This window comes from Shewanella sp. TB7-MNA-CIBAN-0143, from assembly GCF_040310065.1.
Lineage (GTDB): Bacteria > Pseudomonadota > Gammaproteobacteria > Enterobacterales > Shewanellaceae > Shewanella.
On sequence record NZ_JBEOPL010000001.1, the window covers coordinates 167,492 to 187,427 of the forward strand.

Below are 19,936 nucleotides of genomic sequence, written 5' to 3' on the forward strand. Positions count from 1 at the left end.
TTGTTCCTTCTTGGGAGAACTTTGTTATTTTGACAAATACTACTGCAGCTTAGTTCCGTTAGATATAGCGATTAACGCGCTTTTTATGATTTTATATACAAAAAGTAAGGTATTGAATATGGTTTCGTTGCTCACTCAAGTAAAAAGTTGTCAACTTTGCGTATCAAGCCTGGTAGATGGTGTACGTCCAGTAGTGCAAATTGATCCGCAAGCAAAAGTGTTGATCATCGGTCAGGCCCCTGGACGTAAAGTACATTTGTCGGGTATTCCATTTGATGACGCCAGTGGCGACCGATTGCGTCTGTGGTTAGGGGTAACGAGAGACGTTTTTTACGATGCCAAACAGATTGCTATTATGCCGATGGGCTTTTGTTATCCGGGCAGTTATGCCGGTTCTGGTAAAGGAAAATCTGGCGACTTACCTCCTCGGCCAGAATGCGCGCCTAAATGGCATGGTTTATTGCTGCAGCAGTTAGTTAACGTCAAGTTGGTCTTGCTGGTGGGGCAATATGCACAACAGTATTATTTAACCGATAAGCCAAAAACATTAACCGAAACAGTGCAGCAATGGCGCAGGTTTGGGCCTCGTTATATCCCAATCCCACACCCCAGTCCGCGCAATAATATTTGGCTTAGTCGTAATCCATGGTTTGAAGATGAGTTACTTAGCGACATTCGTCCACGCATTGCGAATGCGTTAGCCTAAACGTGGTGTTTTTTGATCTACTGTATTTAACTACTGTCTTGAACTACTATATTTAAATACTGTCTTGAACTAGTACTCAGTTGTTTTTAAGTTATTGTTTTTGATTGATAAAGTCGATAGCACTTTTATCTAAGCAGCGTTTAGACAAATAAGTCGTGGTTTTTTGCAGTTTAATTAACAAGCCCGCATCGGTTTCAGTAATTCGATAAATATCGGTCCACAAAATCTGTTGATTAACATGCAGCGACTGACTATTGATACCATTATCATCTATTGTAAGATTGACATGCTCACCTGCCGCTTTACTCATCATTTGACGCCATAACCACCAGGTTTTATTAAAACGAATACTCAAAAACTCTACCACGGCTAAGCCAATAAAAAAGTAACCTAAATAGTAGGTTTCTTTGGTGCTCATTGATGTTGGGCTTAGTGTGTCGAGCATTAAAATAGCCAAACCAACCAGTGCAAAAATGGCGGTTTTAATAAAACGTTTTGGTGATGTGCTGGGATGAATTGATTGCAGATAGCATTCTTCAAAGTACGACTTGTCTAGTACATATTCAGCAGTATAACTAAAGGCTTGTGACATGATGACCTAATTTACGGCAGTTGATGGGCATGATTATCGCATAGTCATCAGTTTGCTCAAAGCCTGCTTAGTGGTGAAATAAAAGCGCCATGGTGATTCATTCACACATGGCTCATTTGTATCAACAACACTGGCTGATTAAGGTCGTTATTCGTCTGTGGTGATAGCTTGCATTAATGCTGCCGACAATTGCTGCTGTTGTTCAGGGGTTAACTGCTGATCGTCTTTATTGGATAATAAAAATACATTGTCTGCGCGTTCGCCGACCGTACTGATGGTGGCCGAATGAATATTCAAATCCAATTCCCTGAATGCACTGGCAATTTGTTCCATAAACTCACTGGTGTCTAATGCTGACACATTGACTAAGCTACGGGTCGACTTTCGTGAATGCAAAAATTCGATATTGGGCTGATTATCGAAACTCTGATGCCGTCTAGACTGGCGTTTTTTCGGTAAATTAATACCTTTATCCAGCACTTGATGTAACTTGTTGATGACTTGTTCACGACGCTGTGCACTGGTAATTGGCTTTTCATCAAAATCGAGTACTTTAAATGACTCAACCACATAACCGTCTTTAGTTCGGGCTATTTGTGCCTGTTTCACCGAAATACGTAATGTCGCTAATGTATTGAATAATTTTACAAACAATCCGTGTCTGTCTTTGGTGTAAACAAACACGTCACTGCAACCTTTTACCACGACATCGTCGAGTAAAATTAGCGTGTTGTATTGATTGTCTGTTACAGGCGTAAGATCGTGGTTAATCATCGCTTGGGTGTATCTGGCGATATCATCCGCTTCGGCATTACTGAAAAAGGCGATAGGTAAACGACGCCATAATTTTTTGATATCGTTACTGCTATCGTCATCTGTGGCTAATAAATTCAGTGCTTCTTGTTTGTGTTCCCGTACCAAAGTACGCAGTTGCAGAATATTTTCAAAACCATTGCGCAGTGCTTTACGAGTAACAAAATACAAATCTTTTAATAGTGACGCTTTCCAGTCATTCCACAGATCATCATTGGTTGCCTGAATGTCGGCAATGGTCAGGCAGTACAGGGCGTCTAAACGGGTTAAGGTACCTACTTTTTTGGCAAAAGCATTCACGACATCAGGATCATAAATATCCATGCGTTGTGAGGTAATAGACATTAACAAATGATTTTCTACTAGCCAGCAAATCAGTTTCTCTTGTGACACTTTTAAGCCATGAAACTTAGCAAATAAATTGGCATCAACAGCACCGAGTTTACTATGGTCACCGCCACGGCCTTTGGCTAAATCATGAAACAATGCAGCAAATAACAGCGTCGACTTATTAGACATTTTTTGATAAATATCAGCGGCTAATGCCAGATCTTTATCCAACGTTTTGATGTCGTTTCCGTAGATATATATATTTTTAAGCACCTTGTGGGTGTGCTCATCGACTGTATAGGCATGGAATAAGTCAAACTGCATCTGGCCAACAACTTCACGCCATTGCGGTAAATAAGAGGCTAAAATACCGTGTTGATGCATCAAGGTGATGGCGAGTCCCATGCCTTGAGGGTGAACAAATATCGCTTTAAATTGCTCTCGACAACGCTGAAAATCTTGTAAATCACCCATTAAACGACGTCTTACTTGGCGTAAAGATCGTAAGGTTTCTGCGGTAATACCGATTATTTTGTCGTGATGAATCGCGATAAACTCAAATAACGCCATAATTTGGGTGCGATCGATAAATACGGTTTCGTCGCGAACGTGAATGTACTTATCAACAATTTCAAAATTATCGTTAATCGCGATTATTTGTGGATTGAGCTCTGGAATAATTTCTCGTTGGAAATACGCCATTAAAATTTTGTTTAACTCGCTGATGCGCTTCATGGCGCGAAATAATTGGCGCATCATTTTTTCAATAGCAATATTGCCGCTTTCACCGATGGGCATACCATCACCAAAACCCATTAATTTAGCCACTTCAGCTTGGTATTGCAGTAATAAACGATTTTCAGAACGTTGGGCTGCTTGATGTAAGGCAAAGCGCACTCTAAATAAAAAGTGTTGGCACTCCATTAATTCAGCATATTCGTCATTAGTTAAAAAACCAAAGCGACGTAGTGATTGCATATTGGCAACGCCGAAATGTTTGCGAGCAACCCAGGTAAGGGTTTGAATATCACGCATACCACCTGGGCTGGTTTTAAGATTGGGTTCAATACTGTATGAGGTGCCTTGCGCTTTGGCATGACGCTCTTGTTGTTCGCTGAGTTTGGCATTAAAAAATGCTTGGCTTTGCCATAAATCCTGGCCGTACAGTGCATTCAACACTTGCTGTTGGTGCTGACTATTACCGAATAAATGACGAATTTCCAGTAAACTGGTTGCAATGGTTACGTCATCCTTACACGCTTGGAATGTGTCAGTTAAACTGCGTACAGCGTGACCTAAATCGAGATTAAGATCCCAAAGTTGAGTCAGAAATTGGCTTACAGAAGCGGCTTCCGTAGGCGTTAATGGACCATCGTGAATAACGCAGATGTCGATATCAGAGAAAGGATGTAAGGTTTGCCGGCCGTAACCCCCAACTGCATTGAGCGAGATACGCGCGGGATCTAATTCGAAGGGTTGCCAAAGTTGGCATAATAGCGCATCGAAAAAATGTGATCGCTTATTCAAGGTGTCATTAATTGCACTTTGAAAAATGTTATCTTGTAAATATTGATCCAGTGACTTAATCGCCTGTTTTAATTCAGCGCTGGTCATATCTGGGCGCAAATCTGTACTAGCAGGTTGCGAAAGCATGTTACTCCTTAATGTTTTTGCCTTTTAACAGAATAAGGTATTCTTAAACAAATTGGTATCATTCTATATTGGTGAAGTTTTATGGTGTCTAAACGAGGTCGACTGGACCAATTTATTGCTGGTACGTTACAAATCCCCAAAAAAGCGGTTCGGCTATTGTTAGTCACCAATAAAGTGCTTGTCGATGGCCAGTTTGCTAAGTCACCAGACTTACAAATTGATGAGTTTACTCATATTGAATGTAATGGTGTGGTGCTGCGTCAATATCAAAAACAGTACTATATGCTTAATAAACCTGATGGGGTAGTAAGTGCAACCATTGATGATAAACACGCTACGGCATTAGGATTAATAACTGGCGTCAACACTGATATGTTACATATTGCTGGTAGATTAGATTTACATTCTACCGGGTTATTATTATTAACCAACGACGCTAAATGGTCCGAAGCATTAATGTCGCCGCAGCATAAAGTCGACAAACAGTATCTGGTAACCTTAGCTAATCCGCTAGAGCAAGGGTATGTAGAGGCATTCGCTAAAGGGATGTATTTTGAATTTGAAGACATCACCACATTACCGGCACAACTCACGGTATTATCAAGTCATCAAGCTCGGGTGGTGTTGCGTGAAGGTAAGTACCATCAAATTAAGCGAATGTTTGGTCGTTTTAGAAATCCGGTGGTGGCGCTACATCGTGAATCTATTGGTGAAATCGTGCTTGATAGCCAGTTAGCGTTGGGTGAATTTCGTTCATTAACAAAAGCTGAAGTTGATAGCATTTTTCAGCACTAGATCAATTTTTTTTATTTGGATACATGTTAATTTAATCGCCTCATTACAGCAGATTAGGTGATATGTGGATATTCAAGCACTGAAAAAAGTCAGCGAATTAGATGTATTTAGTTTGTTGGTGTTTAAGCTCATTTACGAAACTGGCTTTGCTAATTTTGCAGCCAAAGAGCTTGCTGTATCCGCGCCAAAAATTAGTCGATGTTTAACATCATTAAGGGCTATTTTTAATGACGAATTATTTTTTCGTCGCCAACAAGGGCTAAAACCGACCCCATTAGCTGAACGTTTGTACCAGCCTGTATGCCAATTGTGTGACATGGTGAGCCAAATTGAGCGAGTGGCAGACGACCGCTTAAATCACCATCAAACACCGATTTTACATATTGCAGTATCGCCGAGCATTATTACCAGTGTAGCCATTGCGTTAAGTAAGCTTCCGCGTGATGTTATCGGCAAAGTTAAACTTCACAGTTGGCAAGCTGACACGGAAGAGTTGATTTACAATGGCGAACTCGATTTTGGTATTGGCTTTGAAACTCAAGATGCTCATGGTTTAGAGGCTTATCCTATTGCCAATGTGACGTCTTTATGCGTTGTAGGTAATATTAACCATTCATTTTGGGGTAGTGTTGAGAACATCAAGTTAGAAGATATTATTCAACACCCTGTGGTGTATTTACGCTGTAAAGGCTTTAACAATCGTATTGATCCTTTAGAGTTATATTGTCAAACCCATGGTTTGCTACTAGAAGATATTGAGTGCGCAAGAAAACTCGAAGATTGGTATTGGCACATACTGACCATGGACAGCTTAGCCATTACGATTTGTAATGAAGGTTCGTTTGCGCAACAAATTCCTCAATTACGAGTAGAAAAACTTCCACATGATGAATTTAATAAGCTCAATAGCGTGATGGCTATGCCAAGTTATTGTTTAATTGAGCGAGCAGAACACTACCGCCGTTATTCGTCAAATGTTAAGGAAGTGATAATCAATATCATTAAGTCATTGCTAGTGTGAAGATTGGTAACATTTTTTGATGAGATTCAGAACACTTAATTTTGTGGTCTGAATCTTTTTTATAGCCATTATTTATGTAAATCGCTGATTTTATGGTTTTTTATTGGTCACCCACTATTTTTTACATTATCAAAATACATTTAATACCTCTTTAGGGTTACTTAATCTGAAACTGACGGTTTCATTTTTGCGTATACCTAAAACTAAAACTATCGATTACTGTTAACGAATTTGTAACCAAACCTCACAGGTTTACCACTGCAGACGGGTGTTTTGTTCTATTTCCTTATATTTTAGATGCGTAAAACCTACAAATTTAAATCGGGGGATTTAAAATGAAGAAATATAATAGAACATTACTTGCTGCAGCGTTTATTGCAGCGTTAGGTGTGACCGGTTGTGGTTCTGACGGCAGTGATGGTGCTGACGGAGCTGCTGGTGCCGCGGGTACAGATGGAACACCTGGCACGCCTGGTACTCCAGCTGGTTCGGTTGTTACAACAGTTGAAAATGCCTATGACTTTACCTTAACACTGGCTCCTACGGATATCGTCGTAGTAGGTGCTGATCCATTTAACGTTAAATTTACTGTAACAGGTAAAGGAAGTGGCGGAGCGGACGTTCCATACACTGGGCTTGATAAAGTTGCGTTATACGTGACCAGTCAATCAGCTAATGCTACTGACACTGGCGCACCAATGTTGTGGACAAACCATGCACTTGCCAATGATTTTGGTAGCAGCATGTATTGTACCTTAACCGGTACTGCCGCAGCTCGAGGCGGCGCTGTAGTCGATGCTTGTACATTAGTTGAAGATGAAGCTAATCCTGGTACTTATACTGGTACTTGGGCACATGATGGTAATGCGCCTGTGGTATTAGCAAGTGGTGATGCAAACGATTTAGTCCGTGTGTTTATTCGTGCCTATGACGTTACGATGGCTGATGGTACAGCAGTAAGTGATAAGATTTTATCAACGCCAGTAGATTTTATTCCTGCTACTGGCGAACTTGCTGTTTCTGCAAAAGATGCTGTGTCTAGTGCAGCATGTATTAGATGTCATAGCCCAATGGAAGGTTACGCTGATACTGATATGCGTATTGCCAACATTGGTGCTCATCATAATTACCAAAAAGTTGAAAATTGTGTAGCTTGTCATAATCCTGCTTATGCTGGTGGACAAGACGATCCTGAAGTTGGTTTTAACGTTAACTTCAATGCCATGATCCATACTATTCATGCTGGTCATCATATTGCTGACAAGTTGACTGGTGAAGCCAAAGAAATGTTTGGTGGAGTTGGATTTCCTGCTGAGTTAAATGAATGTACTGTTTGTCATGATAATGGCACACAGTGGAACGACAATGTCTATGCTGAAGCCTGTTTATCATGTCACGTTGATGTTGATTTAACGACGGGTGTTAACCATAGAGGTATCGTTCCTGCTAGTGACGCTGTTTGTTCTGGTTGTCATGGCGCAGGTAGTTTAAGCCCAATCGAAGCTCACAGTGTTGATCGCCGTGCCGCCTTTGAAAATGGTTTGGTACTAGAGGTTGCTTCTGCTGAAGTCGCGTCAGACGTATTAACTGTCATCATTGATGTTAAATTAAATGGTGTGGTTGCGGCTGATGGTACTGATTTAACTCAGTACTTAAACAAAGCTAAATCAGGTGATGATATTTTAATCGGTACACTTGATGGCAATGGCGATTATGTGCGTGGTTTAAGTATCAATACAGCTTCTAATCCAGAAATGTTTGTGGTTCAAAGTGGCAAGTTAACCTTAACTAAAGCACTTACACCTAATCAGTTAGACGGCCAAATACTTTCAGTTACTTCTGAAATGAACATGTGTGGTAATACAACGACCGATATGGTTGTTGTTAATACCAAACTAGCTGAAGGTGCAGGAACCGATACTGGTGCTTGTGATGTACCTGTTCCAGCTAACATTGTCACTAAGTACTTTATGTTTGATGCAGTTGCGGCTAAAGGCGTATTAACTGAGGACAATCTACGTTTCGTTAGTCCTGAGTTGACAGCTTATACCTCACCTACACAGGCTGGTAACGACCGTACAACAGCTGACGAAGCTAAATGTAATGCTTGTCATGACAACTTGTCTCACGTTAAATCACCTAACCATGGTGTGACTAACTTTACACAATGTGCTGATTGTCATAACAACAACTATGCAGGTTCTTACCATGCAGATGTTTACAAGCAAGCTGGTGTAGATGCTGATGGCGAACCTACGTTTGAAGTTGTTGAAGGGTTAACTTATAACAACCGTGATCTAGTGACCGTAGCACATCGCTTCCACAGTGGTTTGTTTGCAGGTAGCACAGGTGCTGGCATTTACTTAGGTACAGATGGTGAAACTTGGGTTAACTATCCTGCAACTAAAACAAATTGCCAAGCTTGTCATAAAGATGCGAATGCTGCAGGGGATGCTATGCCATTCTTCTCTGGCACTGGTACGTTAACATCTGGCAGAACTGCAATTGCAATCAGTGGTGGCGAATTTATTTCTCCTGTCGCTGAAGCATGTCGTAGTTGTCACGCTCACTCTGGTGCTGCTGCTCTAGCTCACTTCAAGAGTAATGGTGCGACAGTTGCTGGTGATAGCGTAATGTCTGCTGCCGGTGTACCAATTGAGTCTTGCGCAACTTGTCATGCTGAAGGTAAAACTTACGGTCTTGATAAAGTTCACTCTGGTGCAGCGCACTAAATATCTAGATAACTTCTTAATCATCACTTAAGAAAGTAAGTAAGAGGGAGGCAGCAATGCCTCCCTTTTTTTATTCATTTTATCCATCAGTGTATAAGCACTTAATGGCCAGCCGGTATTAATATTTCTTCTCAAGAAGATATCGTTCAGTATCATTTATTACCCAATCTAATCCGATTTAAACCAAACCAACCTAATCAAATCTGCTCAATCCAGCCAATGCCAGTAGCTTTAGTTATCGCTATTTAATCGACCATTGAAGAGGTTAATGACATTTCAACGTCAACTTAACCATCTAACCTAGTGGCGCTTTATCTAAACTGATAATGACTTAATGGGCCAGACACTTCGGCATGTAAATCGTTGAGATTATTGACACATTACGTCTGTTATTTGATGTGCGTCATTTGATGTATAAGGGCTACCAATTGGCAATGGACTGTGTAGATAATAAACAGAGTAGGTGATAAATAGAGTAGGTAATAAACCATAGTCGGTAATAACAACGGAGTTAATGCGTTATAAGTTAATGAGAGGTAAGTTAACGAGGGGTTGTATTATTGCTTCATTAAAATCTATCGACCTATTTGGGATGAAAAACAAAAAGGAAGCATTGCTGCTTCCCTTATATCAAATCGGTACTTTATGGAAAGTACTCTACAGTCAGCTCAACTAAGCCACTTGTTGGCGCTGCATCCTTAATAGCCATTTTCCGTAGATGAAAATACCTACAGCAGAAATAATCCCAATGGCGGCGATAATATACCAAGCCATGCCGATATTGTTGGCTTGATATAAAGCTTGGGTTAATGCCTGTGGGTCTTGACCTGTGGTACTGACTAAGCGACTAAATGCTTCACCTTGAGGGATGTTAGCAATATCGGTTAAGTTCATACCATGTTCAGATAGCGCTTCACGGGCGATGCGTTCTTTTGACGCGTACATGTCATAAAGCTTAGGGCCGAAATAACCTTCTAACGTCCAACCTATGCCTTGAGGAAGCATGACAAAGCCTAAATACATGGCTTTTTTACCTTCAGGTGCGATGTTACCCATAAACTCGTTTTTCTTTGGGCTGATCATCATTTCGCCGACAGAGAACATGGCAATAGCCAATACAATCATCCAAGCCGCATTAAATGCACCGACCAAGGCAATGGCTAAAATACTCAATAAGCAACCGACAAACATGGTGGTGGTAATGCGATATTTAGCCGTAAGCGCAGCAACAATAAAGCAAGTGGTCATGATCATCCCCGCGTTGAGGTTAAGCATGCCCTCTGGCATCACTTTGGTACCGTCATTATTCAACCCTAGCCAGAACTGCAATATGCCGCTGCTGGTGCCTTCTGGGCCAAATAAGGAGGTGACAATGACGCTGGTATCAACCCATTCCGCAATGTGAATAGGCAATACATCAAATAATGAGTTATACAAAAACCAAAAACCAGCAAACACCAGCATGTAGTAAATCACCACAGGTTTTTTTAGTTCTCCTAAGGCATCCTTCCACAGTGCTTGTTGTGTTATCTCCCCTGTTTTTACTTGGCGTGCGCGCTCTAAACGCTCAGCTTTGCCAGGCTCTTTATAAGCTAATAAGAATAAAAAGTTAAACGAGATAATGGCTGCGCAGGCGTAAAATACATTATCCCAAGATAATTGACGCATGTGTACTGCAACCAATGGACCTAAAAACCCACCGATGTTAACCACTTGGTAAAAAATCCCCCAAGCCATTGAAGTATTATTTCGGTTAGTTGACAGTACTAAGGTGCCTTGAATACCAGGTTTGAATACCCCGGTCCCCATGGCTAACAACATGGCACCGGCAAGAAAACCCCAGAAGCTGGGGAAGAATGCCATGGTTAAATAACCACATATTTTGATGATGGTAGAAACGAAAATGGTTTCTTTGTAGCCAACACGATCAGAAATCCCGCCAGTTAACACCGGCACGAAGGTTTGTAGTAGCGCCCACACGGATATAATAATACCGTAATCGCTTAAATTAATGCCCAGTCCGCCTTCTGAAACAGGCGCTTTGGCGTATAAACCAGCACTGGCTTTGACGCCATAATAGGCAATACGTTCTATTAGCTCCATGCCACCGACAAGCCAAAATATATAGCCTAAACTGGTGATCGCGGCCCACATGCCTAACTGTTTTACTTCACTCAAGTCATTGCCTGAGTGTGAATTAGTGCTCATAAGTCACCCTTTTATTTTATGGTCTGTTTCATTTTTATAACAAAGGCTGACACTTTACCTAAGTTCGTGATTAATACCAAACTCTATCCATAAGTGATCCGCCCAGAGTGCCGCTCATTTGTGAATTTGTGATGTGGTTACATAGGCAAGCCTCGACTGTTAAGTGTATACAACGTTAACGTTAACAATCTAAAGGCAATAAAAAAGCGGATCGTAAGATCCGCTTCAATAGTTAATCATAGGCCCGTTAGTTCTCAACGGGCCTAACGTTGGTGTTACGGTTTAAGCACCACAACACTTTTTGTACTTTTTACCACTGCCACAAGGGCAAGCATCATTGCGGTTTGGCTTAGCTTCAGAAGTAACCGCTTTAGGTTTATTCAATAAACCAGTTAAATCAACAATGTTTTCAGGTTTATCAGCATCAATAGTGATATTAGCAAAGAGTTGCTGTTCAGCGACCATAGCAGCCACTTCATGTTGGCGAGCTTCGGTTTGAACTGACAATATTAACGGTAACGCTTCCGTGCCCAGTTTGGCTGCACGTTTGGTGTTATAACCACTTTCACCATAAGCTGGCTTAGGGGTTCTACGACCTTTAAAAAAGTATTTATCAGACATGGTTTTGACCCATTAGATAGAATGATGATATTGGCCGAAGCTTATACACCAAAAATGTAAGTTGAGATATCAAAGTTTCAATTTTGAACCAAATAAACCTAATATTATCGCCATGGGTCACATCAACAAAGATAAAAAACCAGCGAGTTATTCGCTGGTTTTTTTAATAGTGCTTTGTTAAACAAAGTAAACCTTAAGACAACAACTTAGTGCAGTTAAATCTTAGCTAATTCGACTTTTTGTTCGTTTAATTTTTCAATATCACGAGTTAAATCGGTCATCTTAGCGCGTTCTTTATCAATTACCGCAGCAGGGGCTTTAGCCACAAAACCTTGATTAGATAATTTACCTTCAATACGGGCAATCTCTTGAGCAAGCTTTTCTAACTGTTTATCGATACGGACCATTTCTGCGCCTACATCGATCAAACCTGCCATTGGGATTAATAGCTCCATATTGCCGACTAACTGAGTGCTCGACATTGGCGCTGTTTCACCCTCTGCTAAAATGGTCATCGTTTCGAGTTTAGCCAAACTTGCAAAGAATGTTTGGTTTGCTTCCAGACGAATACGATCTTCGTAGCTCACACCACGCAGTAACGCATTAAGCGGCTTTGATGGGGCAATGTTAAGCTCTGCACGAATATTACGTACTGCTACAATCACTTGCTTAACCCACTCAAGATCGGCCATCGCGGTCGCATCAACTTGATCTGCTTGATAAGTTGGGAATGATGCTAGCATGATGGTATCGCCAGTTACGCCTGCTAACGGTTTGACACGTTGCCAAATCGTTTCAGTAATGTACGGCATAAATGGATGCATTAGACGCTGCATTTTTTCAAGCACATTGACCAAAGTGTGGCGAGTACCGCGCATTTGCGCTTCAGTGCCATTTTGCATAACAGGCTTGGTTAATTCCAAATACCAGTCACAGAATTGATTCCAAGTGAACTCGTATAAGGTGTTAGCGGCTAAGTCGAAACGGAAAGCGGCCATGTGGTCTTCAACGTTTTTCACGGTTTGATTAAACAAACCAATGATCCAACGATCGGCTAACGACAATTCCATCTCACCCGGTTTGCCATCTACTAACAGTTGACCGCAATCTAAAGGCTCGCCCGCTTCATCGCTATCAGGATCCGTCTGCACTTCAGTGTTCATTAACACGTAACGTGACGCATTCCATAACTTGTTACAGAAACTGCGGTAGCCATCAAGACGTTTCATGTCCCAGTTGATGTCGCGGCCAGTTGATGCCATTGCTGCTAAGGTAAAGCGCAAAGCATCAGTACCATGAGCTTCAATGCCGTCGGCAAATTCTTTACGGGTACTCTTTTCAATCTTCGCGGCAAGTTGCGGCTGCATCATGTTGCCAGTGCGCTTTTCAACTAAGGTTTCAAGCTCGATACCGTCAATCATGTCTAATGGGTCAAGGACGTTACCTTTAGATTTTGACATTTTATTGCCGACTTCGTCACGGATAAGACCGGTAACGTAAACGGTTTTAAAAGGCACTTGTGGCTTGCCATCTTCATCTTTAATAAAGTGCATGGTCATCATGATCATGCGGGCAACCCAGAAGAAGATGATGTCAAAACCGGTAACCAACACGTCGGTTGGGTGGAAGGTTTTTAAATCTTCTAAATTGTCTGGCCAACCTAAGGTTGAGAATGTCCATAATGCTGAACTGAACCAGGTGTCTAATACGTCATCGTCTTGACGTAGTACCACAGAGTCAGCAAATTGATGTTTAGCGCGGACTTCTGCTTCGTTACGACCAACGTAGACTTTGCCGTTTTCGTCGTACCAAGCTGGAATACGGTGTCCCCACCATAACTGGCGTGAAATACACCAGTCTTTAATATCGCGCATCCATGAGAAGTACATGTTCTCGTATTGTTGCGGCACAAACTTAATTTCACCGGTTTCTACTGCTTCAATGGCTGTTTTAGCCATTGACTGCACAGCCACGTACCATTGGTCGGTTAGTAATGGTTCAATCACCACACCAGAGCGATCGCCATAAGGTACTTTTAAGCCGTGCGGAGCGACCTTTTCAAGTAGACCTAAGCTGTCAAATTCAGCCACGATAGCATCACGGGCTTTAAAGCGATCGAGGCCAACATAACGCTCTGGCAAGGCCATCTCGACGCCTTTGTTTGGGGTGCCATCAGTATTAATCACTTCAACAAAACTGCGTACGGCGGCATCTAAGGTGAAGATGTTGTACATAGGCAGTTGATGACGTTTACCGACTTCATAGTCGTTAAAGTCATGGGCTGGAGTGATTTTTACACAACCGGTTCCAAATTCCATGTCGACATAATCGTCGGCAACAATCGGCACTAAACGGTTAACGATAGGCAATAGAATGAATTTGCCAATTAATGACTGGTAACGTTCATCATCTGGATGCACGGCTACTGCGCTGTCACCTAACATGGTTTCTGGGCGCGTAGTGGCCACTTCTAGGTAATCTTTACCGTCGGCTGTTAATGCGCCTTGGGCCAAAGGATAGCGGAAGTGCCACATGTGGCCTTGCTTCTCTTTGTTTTCAACTTCAAGGTCTGAAATGGCGGTGTGTAGCTTTGGATCCCAGTTAACTAGGCGCTTACCACGATAAATAAGTTCATCATCGTATAGACGAACAAACACTTCTTGAACCGCTTTTGATAAGCCTTCATCCATAGTGAAACGTTCGCGATCCCAATCAACCGATGCGCCCATACGGCGAAGCTGTTTGGTAATCGTGCCACCAGACTGTTCTTTCCAGTCCCACACTTTATCAATAAAGGCGTCACGGCCTAAATCATGGCGAGTTTTACCTTCTTCGGCTTCAAGCTTCCGCTCAACCAACATTTGAGTCGCAATACCCGCGTGGTCGGTGCCGACTTGCCATAAGGTATTTTTACCTTTCATGCGCTCAAAGCGGGTAAGGGTATCCATGATGGTGTCTTGGAAGGCATGACCCATGTGCAAGCTACCGGTTACATTCGGTGGCGGGATCATGATGCAGTAATTGCCTTTTGATTCATCACCATGCGGCTTGAAGTAACCTTGCTCTTCCCAGTTTTGGTAAAGGGCTTGTTCGATAGACTTTGGGTTGTATGTTTTTTCCATAGGAGCGTTATGTTCTCTATCTAAATTAAGTGTTTATTCAGCTAATGCTTGAGTGCTGGGCGTAATGCCTACATTCTGATATTGACGGTAGCGATTGCGAGCAATGCGCTTGAGTTCGTCATCATTAGCGACAAAATCGATAATATGGGGCAAGTTTACCGCAAAATTGGGCATTTGGTCTGCAAGATTAATCAGAACTTGGCGACTTTTATTTGGCCCTAAGGTATCAAAACCTATTTCCACAGGTGCACCTGTTACTGGGCCTTCACCTTTTAAGTTGTGTGGTACAAAGGCGTTTGGTTCAAATTGCCACAGTAATTCGTCAATGGCATAAGCTTGCTGTTTGTCTTTGCAGTGAATGTAAACGGTTTTTTGTTGACGATATTGTTGTTCAGCTAACCTGCAAGCAGCTAAATAGAGCGCATCTAATGCACTCATTTGATTATGATTATCAGGCATAAGGTAAAACAAGGCTTGAGTCATGTGGTGATGCTTTTAACAGGTTAATAAGTTGGGCTCGAGTTTACACTAAAATCGTCTGCGGGTTAATGGCCTCGTGATGCGATATTCATATGACGTTGGAATAGATTAATATCCCTAGCGTCAGTTTAATACTGCTAATTAATCCTAAATATATCGCGATCATAATGGATTTTCTACGCCGTTCAGGCAGAAGTTCTATAATTGTAGGATGGCGGTCTGACTGCTGAGTAGGGGTTAAACTGGATCGCCACAATAAAAACCAAATGATGGTTAAGTTGTATGGCGTGTTGTTTATAAGGATTTGTTGCTTTCGCCATGGGCTTAACACTAGTAGTCGACTATAAACCTGTTGCTGATTTATGGATAAGCTAAAACGGGTGGTGACACGATTGTAATAGACATCTATTTTCTGATTATCAATTAAATGTGTTTTGTGTTGTTTGAGTTCAAATCGCATTGGTTTGCCTTAACGGATTAACTCACATTTTACATGAGTAGGACTAGTCCCTTTGGTGCACTCTTTTAAAGCTCTGCGTTGTGCTTTTAACATTGAGTCATAACCATAACCGTATCCATATCTAACATTACCCATATCGTTAACCGATACAGCCAGTGCTTTATGGTTTTTAAAGCCTTCATAATTGATTAACACATCAATAAGTTTCTGATCATTTGTCACAAACTGACACGCTTTAGGTTGCGGCGTTTGTTCACAGGCTAATGGGTAATGGTCAAATACAGGGTAGGAAATATCGATACTGTCAAACCAAGAGGACCAAGTCGTTTCTTGAGTCTCAATTACGATATCAGCTGGAATATGAATTTGCAGTTGTTGGTCGTCAGAATCTTGTTGTCCTAACCAGACTAAGTTGAGTTTATTATCGTTAGGATGGTCATTGGCAACGAACACGTCGCCAGCACAATTGTCACACAGTTGCTCGTCAGCTTTTATGATTGATATTTGAGTTGAGTAGCCAGAAGCGCCGCCGCAACTTCTTTCAAAGATAACAGCCTTGTACATTTTATCTAATGAAAGTGATTCGGTGTAAACATTATTACCGCACATGGAACTGAGTAGCCAGCCCAATAAAATAGCCATTAACCCAAAAAGCGCCAACGCGCTGACTATTGAAATGAGTATGACTTTCATCGCCTTCATCTGAACATTCCTTTCAGTGAGTTTTATTTCATTAAATTAGATATTTAAGCTATTTTGGGTTTTATATTAAATTTGTTACTTACATGTAACAAGTTAATCATTGTTTATTCTTAGTCAGTTTGGTTTAGAGAGGATCTTTTGGGGATATTGCATTAAGCATATTTAGCGGATAACGAAAATTCGATAGTAAAAATTATCTATTGCAGTTGTTATGTATTGGAAATTAATGATCCGTTATCGCTTAGCAATATCGGTATCAGTTGGAAAATAATCTTGATAAATGGTCTGGTACATACCTGATGATTTTAACTCATCAAATGCTTGCTGCCATAGTGCAATAATCTCATCAGAAGTGTCGTTTGAAAATGCGATATACAAGGTAGAGTCGTATAACTTAATCGGGGTACGTTCTATTGAGTTGATATCGATATCGGCTGCTTTTGCCAAAAATGGCATCACTAGTTCGCTCATTGGCGCAACATCAACTCGGCCATAACTGAGCATTTTGAGCGATTGTAATTGGGATTTATCAGTACTGAGGTTAGTAAATCCTTGGGAATCCAAATAGGTGTGATCAGCATTACCCAGTACTACACCAACATTTCGGACACGTTTTAAGTCTTCTAAATATGCTAATGAGAGTCCGGAATTACGTTTTTGGTAAAAATACACTCCGCTGCTAATAATGGGACCTACCCATTTCATGTTTACTTCTCTTTCTGGCCTTTTAGCAATGACAAACAACGCAGTATTGGGTTGCGACTTTAATAACTGAAAAGCTCTATTAAAGGGATACATTTCAATGTTGGCTGTGTGCTGGGTATGTTGCATCATCGCTTGAACAATATCGATAGAAAAACCGCTTAAAAGATCATTGTCAAGATAACTAAATGGGGGTAAAGGATGGGTGATAAATCGAACTTGCGGATGGTCTTTTGCAAATAGATCGCCCGTTGGCGTGAGTGCAAAGCAAACGCTGAGGAAGATGATATAAAGCGTTAAAGGCAAGCGTTTCATTTATTGGTTTGCCAACGCTAATGACATTATCAAGCGGTTGTGTTGTGTCATTCAATCCATTCCTTGTGATTGTTAATTTGATGATTAATTGGAACATTAAATTGTTCAATAAATAACCTAGCATATGATGAAGTTATAGACAAATTTATAACCTCATCATATAAGGCGTTATTTTATCGCCAGAGCACGGTTACTGGTCATTTTTAGTTGAGGCTTGAGATAATCTTGCTGGATCAGGAAAGGTAAAATTCTGATGTATTTGTGCCCAAGAATCATGGCTTTTAATTATGTGGCCAACGGCAACCAATACTGAACAGGCCAGAATTCCCCAACCAATAGCGTTATCACCCGCACTTGCCCAAATTGCCACCAGACTTGATGCCCCAAAAGAGATAGTAATCTGCAAAAAGTTTTGTAATCCTGCAGCTTTAGCCGCGTTATTGCTGAACTCTTGCAGAGCATTATTGACCACAATAGGATAAATTGCGCCATTGCTTCCTGCTAGCAAAGAGAATGCAATGAGCAGTGGCAATATTGTTTCTGTATCGAGGATCACACTGGAGGTGAAAATGGCCGCAACACACAAACCAAACAATATCAGTAAACAGTTTAGGCTGACTTTTGTGCCAAATTTGCGGATCAGTAATTTACTTGAGTAGCCACCGACAATAAACATGATGGTTTGGGGAATAAAACTTAAGCCAATTTCTGTCGCGGCGTAACCATACTGCTCCATCACTGCAGGCCACAACGTTAAGTAAGCAAAAAAAGCCCCAGAACACGCACCAAAAATTACTACATTACCTAGATATTGGGTATTGGCCAGTAGTTGCTTATAGCGGATATGAGTTTTGCTTTTGTGTACGCTAGCTTTTTCTTTTGGCACAAAAAAATACGTCATGGCAATGAGTAATACTGCAATGATACATAAGCTAATAAACACCGCACGCCAGCCAAAACTATTCAGTATCAGTGCGCCAGCAATGGGCGCTAATGCTGGAGACAATGCCACTAAAGGCATAATATTAGAGAAAATATTTTGAGCTTTATCGGCTGGGTATTGTTCTATCACAATCGCTTGCCAAATAACGGCTGCACTGCAAGCACCAATGGCTTGGAAGAAGCGGGCAATATTCATCATCAACATGCTGTCACTGAACGCAATGAGTGCACTTGCCAGCATAAACAGGCTTAGACCCGCAAACAGTGAATTCCGTTTACCTATTTTATGCACTAACGGCCCATACAATAACTGTCCGATAGCGAGGCCAGCCAAAAAGCTGGTTAACGAGATGGCCACTTCTGAGGTACTTGCATTAAAAGTCCCTTCAATAGATTTGAATGATGGCAGGTACATGTCGGTAGCTACAAAACCTAACATACTCAGTAAGGCTAAATAAAACAGAAACAAGTAGAATGTTATATTTGTTTGTTTTGTGTTGATTAATATATTGTTATTGTTCAAATTAGGCATATCTATTTTCGTCAGTTCAATAAAGGCCGCTAGCTTAATGGTTTACTAAATTAGCTGGAAACGTTTATTTTTGACAGCTGCTATCAAAAGTATTGATACCACGATGTAATTAAAGGATCCTAGGGGGTATGGCTTAAGTTCAATATTAAACCTCGAATGCGTTATTCATCTTGTGCTGTTACCGTACATTTTCTAGCGAGTTAAATTGATATGCTTTCACAGCAAGTTTTTGAGCTAATAGACGTTGTCGCCCAAACAGGTAGCTTTACTGCAGCCGCGAAAAAATTGCATAAGGTACCGTCAGCGATAAGTTATTCAGTCAAACAAATTGAAACTGAACTGGGAGTCGAGTTATTTATTCGTCATCATCGCAGTGTCAGCCTAACCCCAGCAGGAAGGCATTTCGCTGTCAAAGCTCGTCAGTTTCTTAACGAAATGGAGTTAATGAAACGAGACACTCAACGAGTGGCTAATGGCTGGAAGCCTATGCTCTCTATTGCATTGGATAATATTGTGAGAACGGATAGCGTTCATGCGTTAATTGCAGATTTTTATAGACAGTTTCAAGATGTTGAGCTGATTATTCGGATTGAAGTATTTAATGGCGTATGGGAAGCGCTTGCCGCAGGAAGAAGTGATATTGCCATTGGTGCGACAACCGCAAATCCAGTCGGTGGGGCATTTAAATTCACTAATATGGGCAATATTGATTGGCTGTTTGTGGTCAGCCCTGATCATCCATTGGCAAATATTATGGGTCCACTTCATGATGATGAGTTGCGTGTTTTTCCGTCTATTTGTCTTGAAGATACCTCTCGTGATATTCCTAAACGGATTACGTGGTTGTTAAACAGTCAACGACGCTTAGTGGTGCCCGACTGGCACAGTGCTATTAACTGTTTTGTCGAAGGTTTAGGGATAGGCTACATGCCGCAGTATTTGGCTGGACCGTTAATTGAGTCAGGTAAGTTAGTCTGTAAAACGCTCCATAGAGTTAAACAACCTAGCGCCTGCTGTTTGGCGTGGAATGATGAACAAATGTCACCCGCGCTGGCTTGGGTATTGGATTATTTAGGCGATGAAGAGCAGTTACATCGTCAATGGTTAGCCTAGTACAGATGGTTTTGAGAGTTTACTTTACAGGTTAATGTATTGACGTCTTCCACAATAAAAAAAGGGTAAAGCCTTAAGCTTTACCCTTTAATATGCG

At 41.3% G+C, this 19,936-nt stretch carries 14 protein-coding genes; 5 read left to right on the forward strand and 9 right to left on the reverse strand.

Going from position 1 to position 19,936, the window contains the following annotated elements; translation table 11 throughout:
- Nucleotides 1-112 precede the first annotated feature (112 nt).
- A complete protein-coding gene (locus tag AAEY97_RS00715; RefSeq protein ID WP_392341505.1) occupies nucleotides 113-706 on the forward strand; it encodes a uracil-DNA glycosylase family protein in 594 nt (197 codons plus the stop codon).
- 91 nt (nucleotides 707-797) lie between these two features.
- Here AAEY97_RS00715 and AAEY97_RS00720 read toward each other — a convergent pair whose 3' ends face one another.
- A complete protein-coding gene (locus tag AAEY97_RS00720) occupies nucleotides 798-1,298 on the reverse strand; it encodes a YcxB family protein (RefSeq protein ID WP_350995813.1) in 501 nt (166 codons plus the stop codon).
- Nucleotides 1,299-1,445: 147 nt separating this feature from the next.
- Nucleotides 1,446-4,094 carry a [protein-PII] uridylyltransferase gene (gene glnD, locus AAEY97_RS00725; protein WP_350995816.1) on the reverse strand — a complete coding sequence of 883 codons (2,649 nt, stop codon included), beginning with the start codon at nucleotides 4,092-4,094 and terminating at the stop codon, nucleotides 1,446-1,448.
- A gap of 81 nt (nucleotides 4,095-4,175) precedes the next feature.
- Between glnD and AAEY97_RS00730 the strand changes: the two genes are divergently transcribed.
- The 3 genes from AAEY97_RS00730 (at nucleotide 4,176) to AAEY97_RS00740 (ending at nucleotide 8,642) form a co-directional block, all read left to right on the forward strand.
- Nucleotides 4,176-4,889, forward strand: coding sequence for a 16S rRNA pseudouridine(516) synthase (locus tag AAEY97_RS00730; protein ID WP_192115778.1), 714 nt, complete (start codon nucleotides 4,176-4,178; stop codon nucleotides 4,887-4,889).
- A gap of 64 nt (nucleotides 4,890-4,953) precedes the next feature.
- A complete protein-coding gene (locus AAEY97_RS00735) occupies nucleotides 4,954-5,910 on the forward strand; it encodes a LysR family transcriptional regulator (RefSeq protein ID WP_101085831.1) in 957 nt (318 codons plus the stop codon).
- A gap of 335 nt (nucleotides 5,911-6,245) precedes the next feature.
- Nucleotides 6,246-8,642: an OmcA/MtrC family decaheme c-type cytochrome gene (locus tag AAEY97_RS00740; protein ID WP_350995818.1), complete on the forward strand. Its 2,397-nt coding sequence runs from the start codon at nucleotides 6,246-6,248 to the stop codon at nucleotides 8,640-8,642.
- 672 nt (nucleotides 8,643-9,314) lie between these two features.
- On the opposite strand, the gene AAEY97_RS00745 is transcribed toward AAEY97_RS00740, so the two are convergent.
- The 7 genes from AAEY97_RS00745 to punC form a co-directional block, all read right to left on the reverse strand.
- Nucleotides 9,315-10,850 carry an MFS transporter gene (locus tag AAEY97_RS00745; RefSeq protein WP_350995821.1) on the reverse strand — a complete coding sequence of 512 codons (1,536 nt, stop codon included), beginning with the start codon at nucleotides 10,848-10,850 and terminating at the stop codon, nucleotides 9,315-9,317.
- A gap of 282 nt (nucleotides 10,851-11,132) precedes the next feature.
- Entirely contained in the window at nucleotides 11,133-11,471 is a 339-nt protein-coding gene (locus AAEY97_RS00750) for a PBPRA1643 family SWIM/SEC-C metal-binding motif protein (protein WP_011636389.1), read from the reverse strand.
- A gap of 215 nt (nucleotides 11,472-11,686) precedes the next feature.
- Nucleotides 11,687-14,593 (reverse strand): valine--tRNA ligase, encoded by a 2,907-nt coding sequence (locus tag AAEY97_RS00755; protein WP_350995824.1) that lies wholly within the window; start codon nucleotides 14,591-14,593, stop codon nucleotides 11,687-11,689.
- A 33-nt stretch (nucleotides 14,594-14,626) separates the two neighbouring features.
- Nucleotides 14,627-15,076 carry a DNA polymerase III subunit chi gene (locus AAEY97_RS00760; RefSeq protein ID WP_350995826.1) on the reverse strand — a complete coding sequence of 150 codons (450 nt, stop codon included), beginning with the start codon at nucleotides 15,074-15,076 and terminating at the stop codon, nucleotides 14,627-14,629.
- Nucleotides 15,077-15,542: 466 nt separating this feature from the next.
- Nucleotides 15,543-16,235 carry a hypothetical protein gene (locus AAEY97_RS00765; protein WP_350995829.1) on the reverse strand — a complete coding sequence of 231 codons (693 nt, stop codon included), beginning with the start codon at nucleotides 16,233-16,235 and terminating at the stop codon, nucleotides 15,543-15,545.
- 234 nt (nucleotides 16,236-16,469) lie between these two features.
- Entirely contained in the window at nucleotides 16,470-17,252 is a 783-nt protein-coding gene (locus AAEY97_RS00770; RefSeq protein ID WP_350995832.1) for a substrate-binding periplasmic protein, read from the reverse strand.
- Between the two features lie 190 nt (nucleotides 17,253-17,442).
- Entirely contained in the window at nucleotides 17,443-18,726 is a 1,284-nt protein-coding gene (gene punC / locus AAEY97_RS00775) for a purine nucleoside transporter PunC (protein WP_350995835.1), read from the reverse strand.
- A gap of 210 nt (nucleotides 18,727-18,936) precedes the next feature.
- On the opposite strand from punC, the gene punR reads away from it, so the two are divergent.
- Entirely contained in the window at nucleotides 18,937-19,839 is a 903-nt protein-coding gene (punR, locus tag AAEY97_RS00780) for a DNA-binding transcriptional activator PunR (protein WP_350995838.1), read from the forward strand.
- The last annotated feature ends 97 nt before the right edge of the window (nucleotides 19,840-19,936 follow it).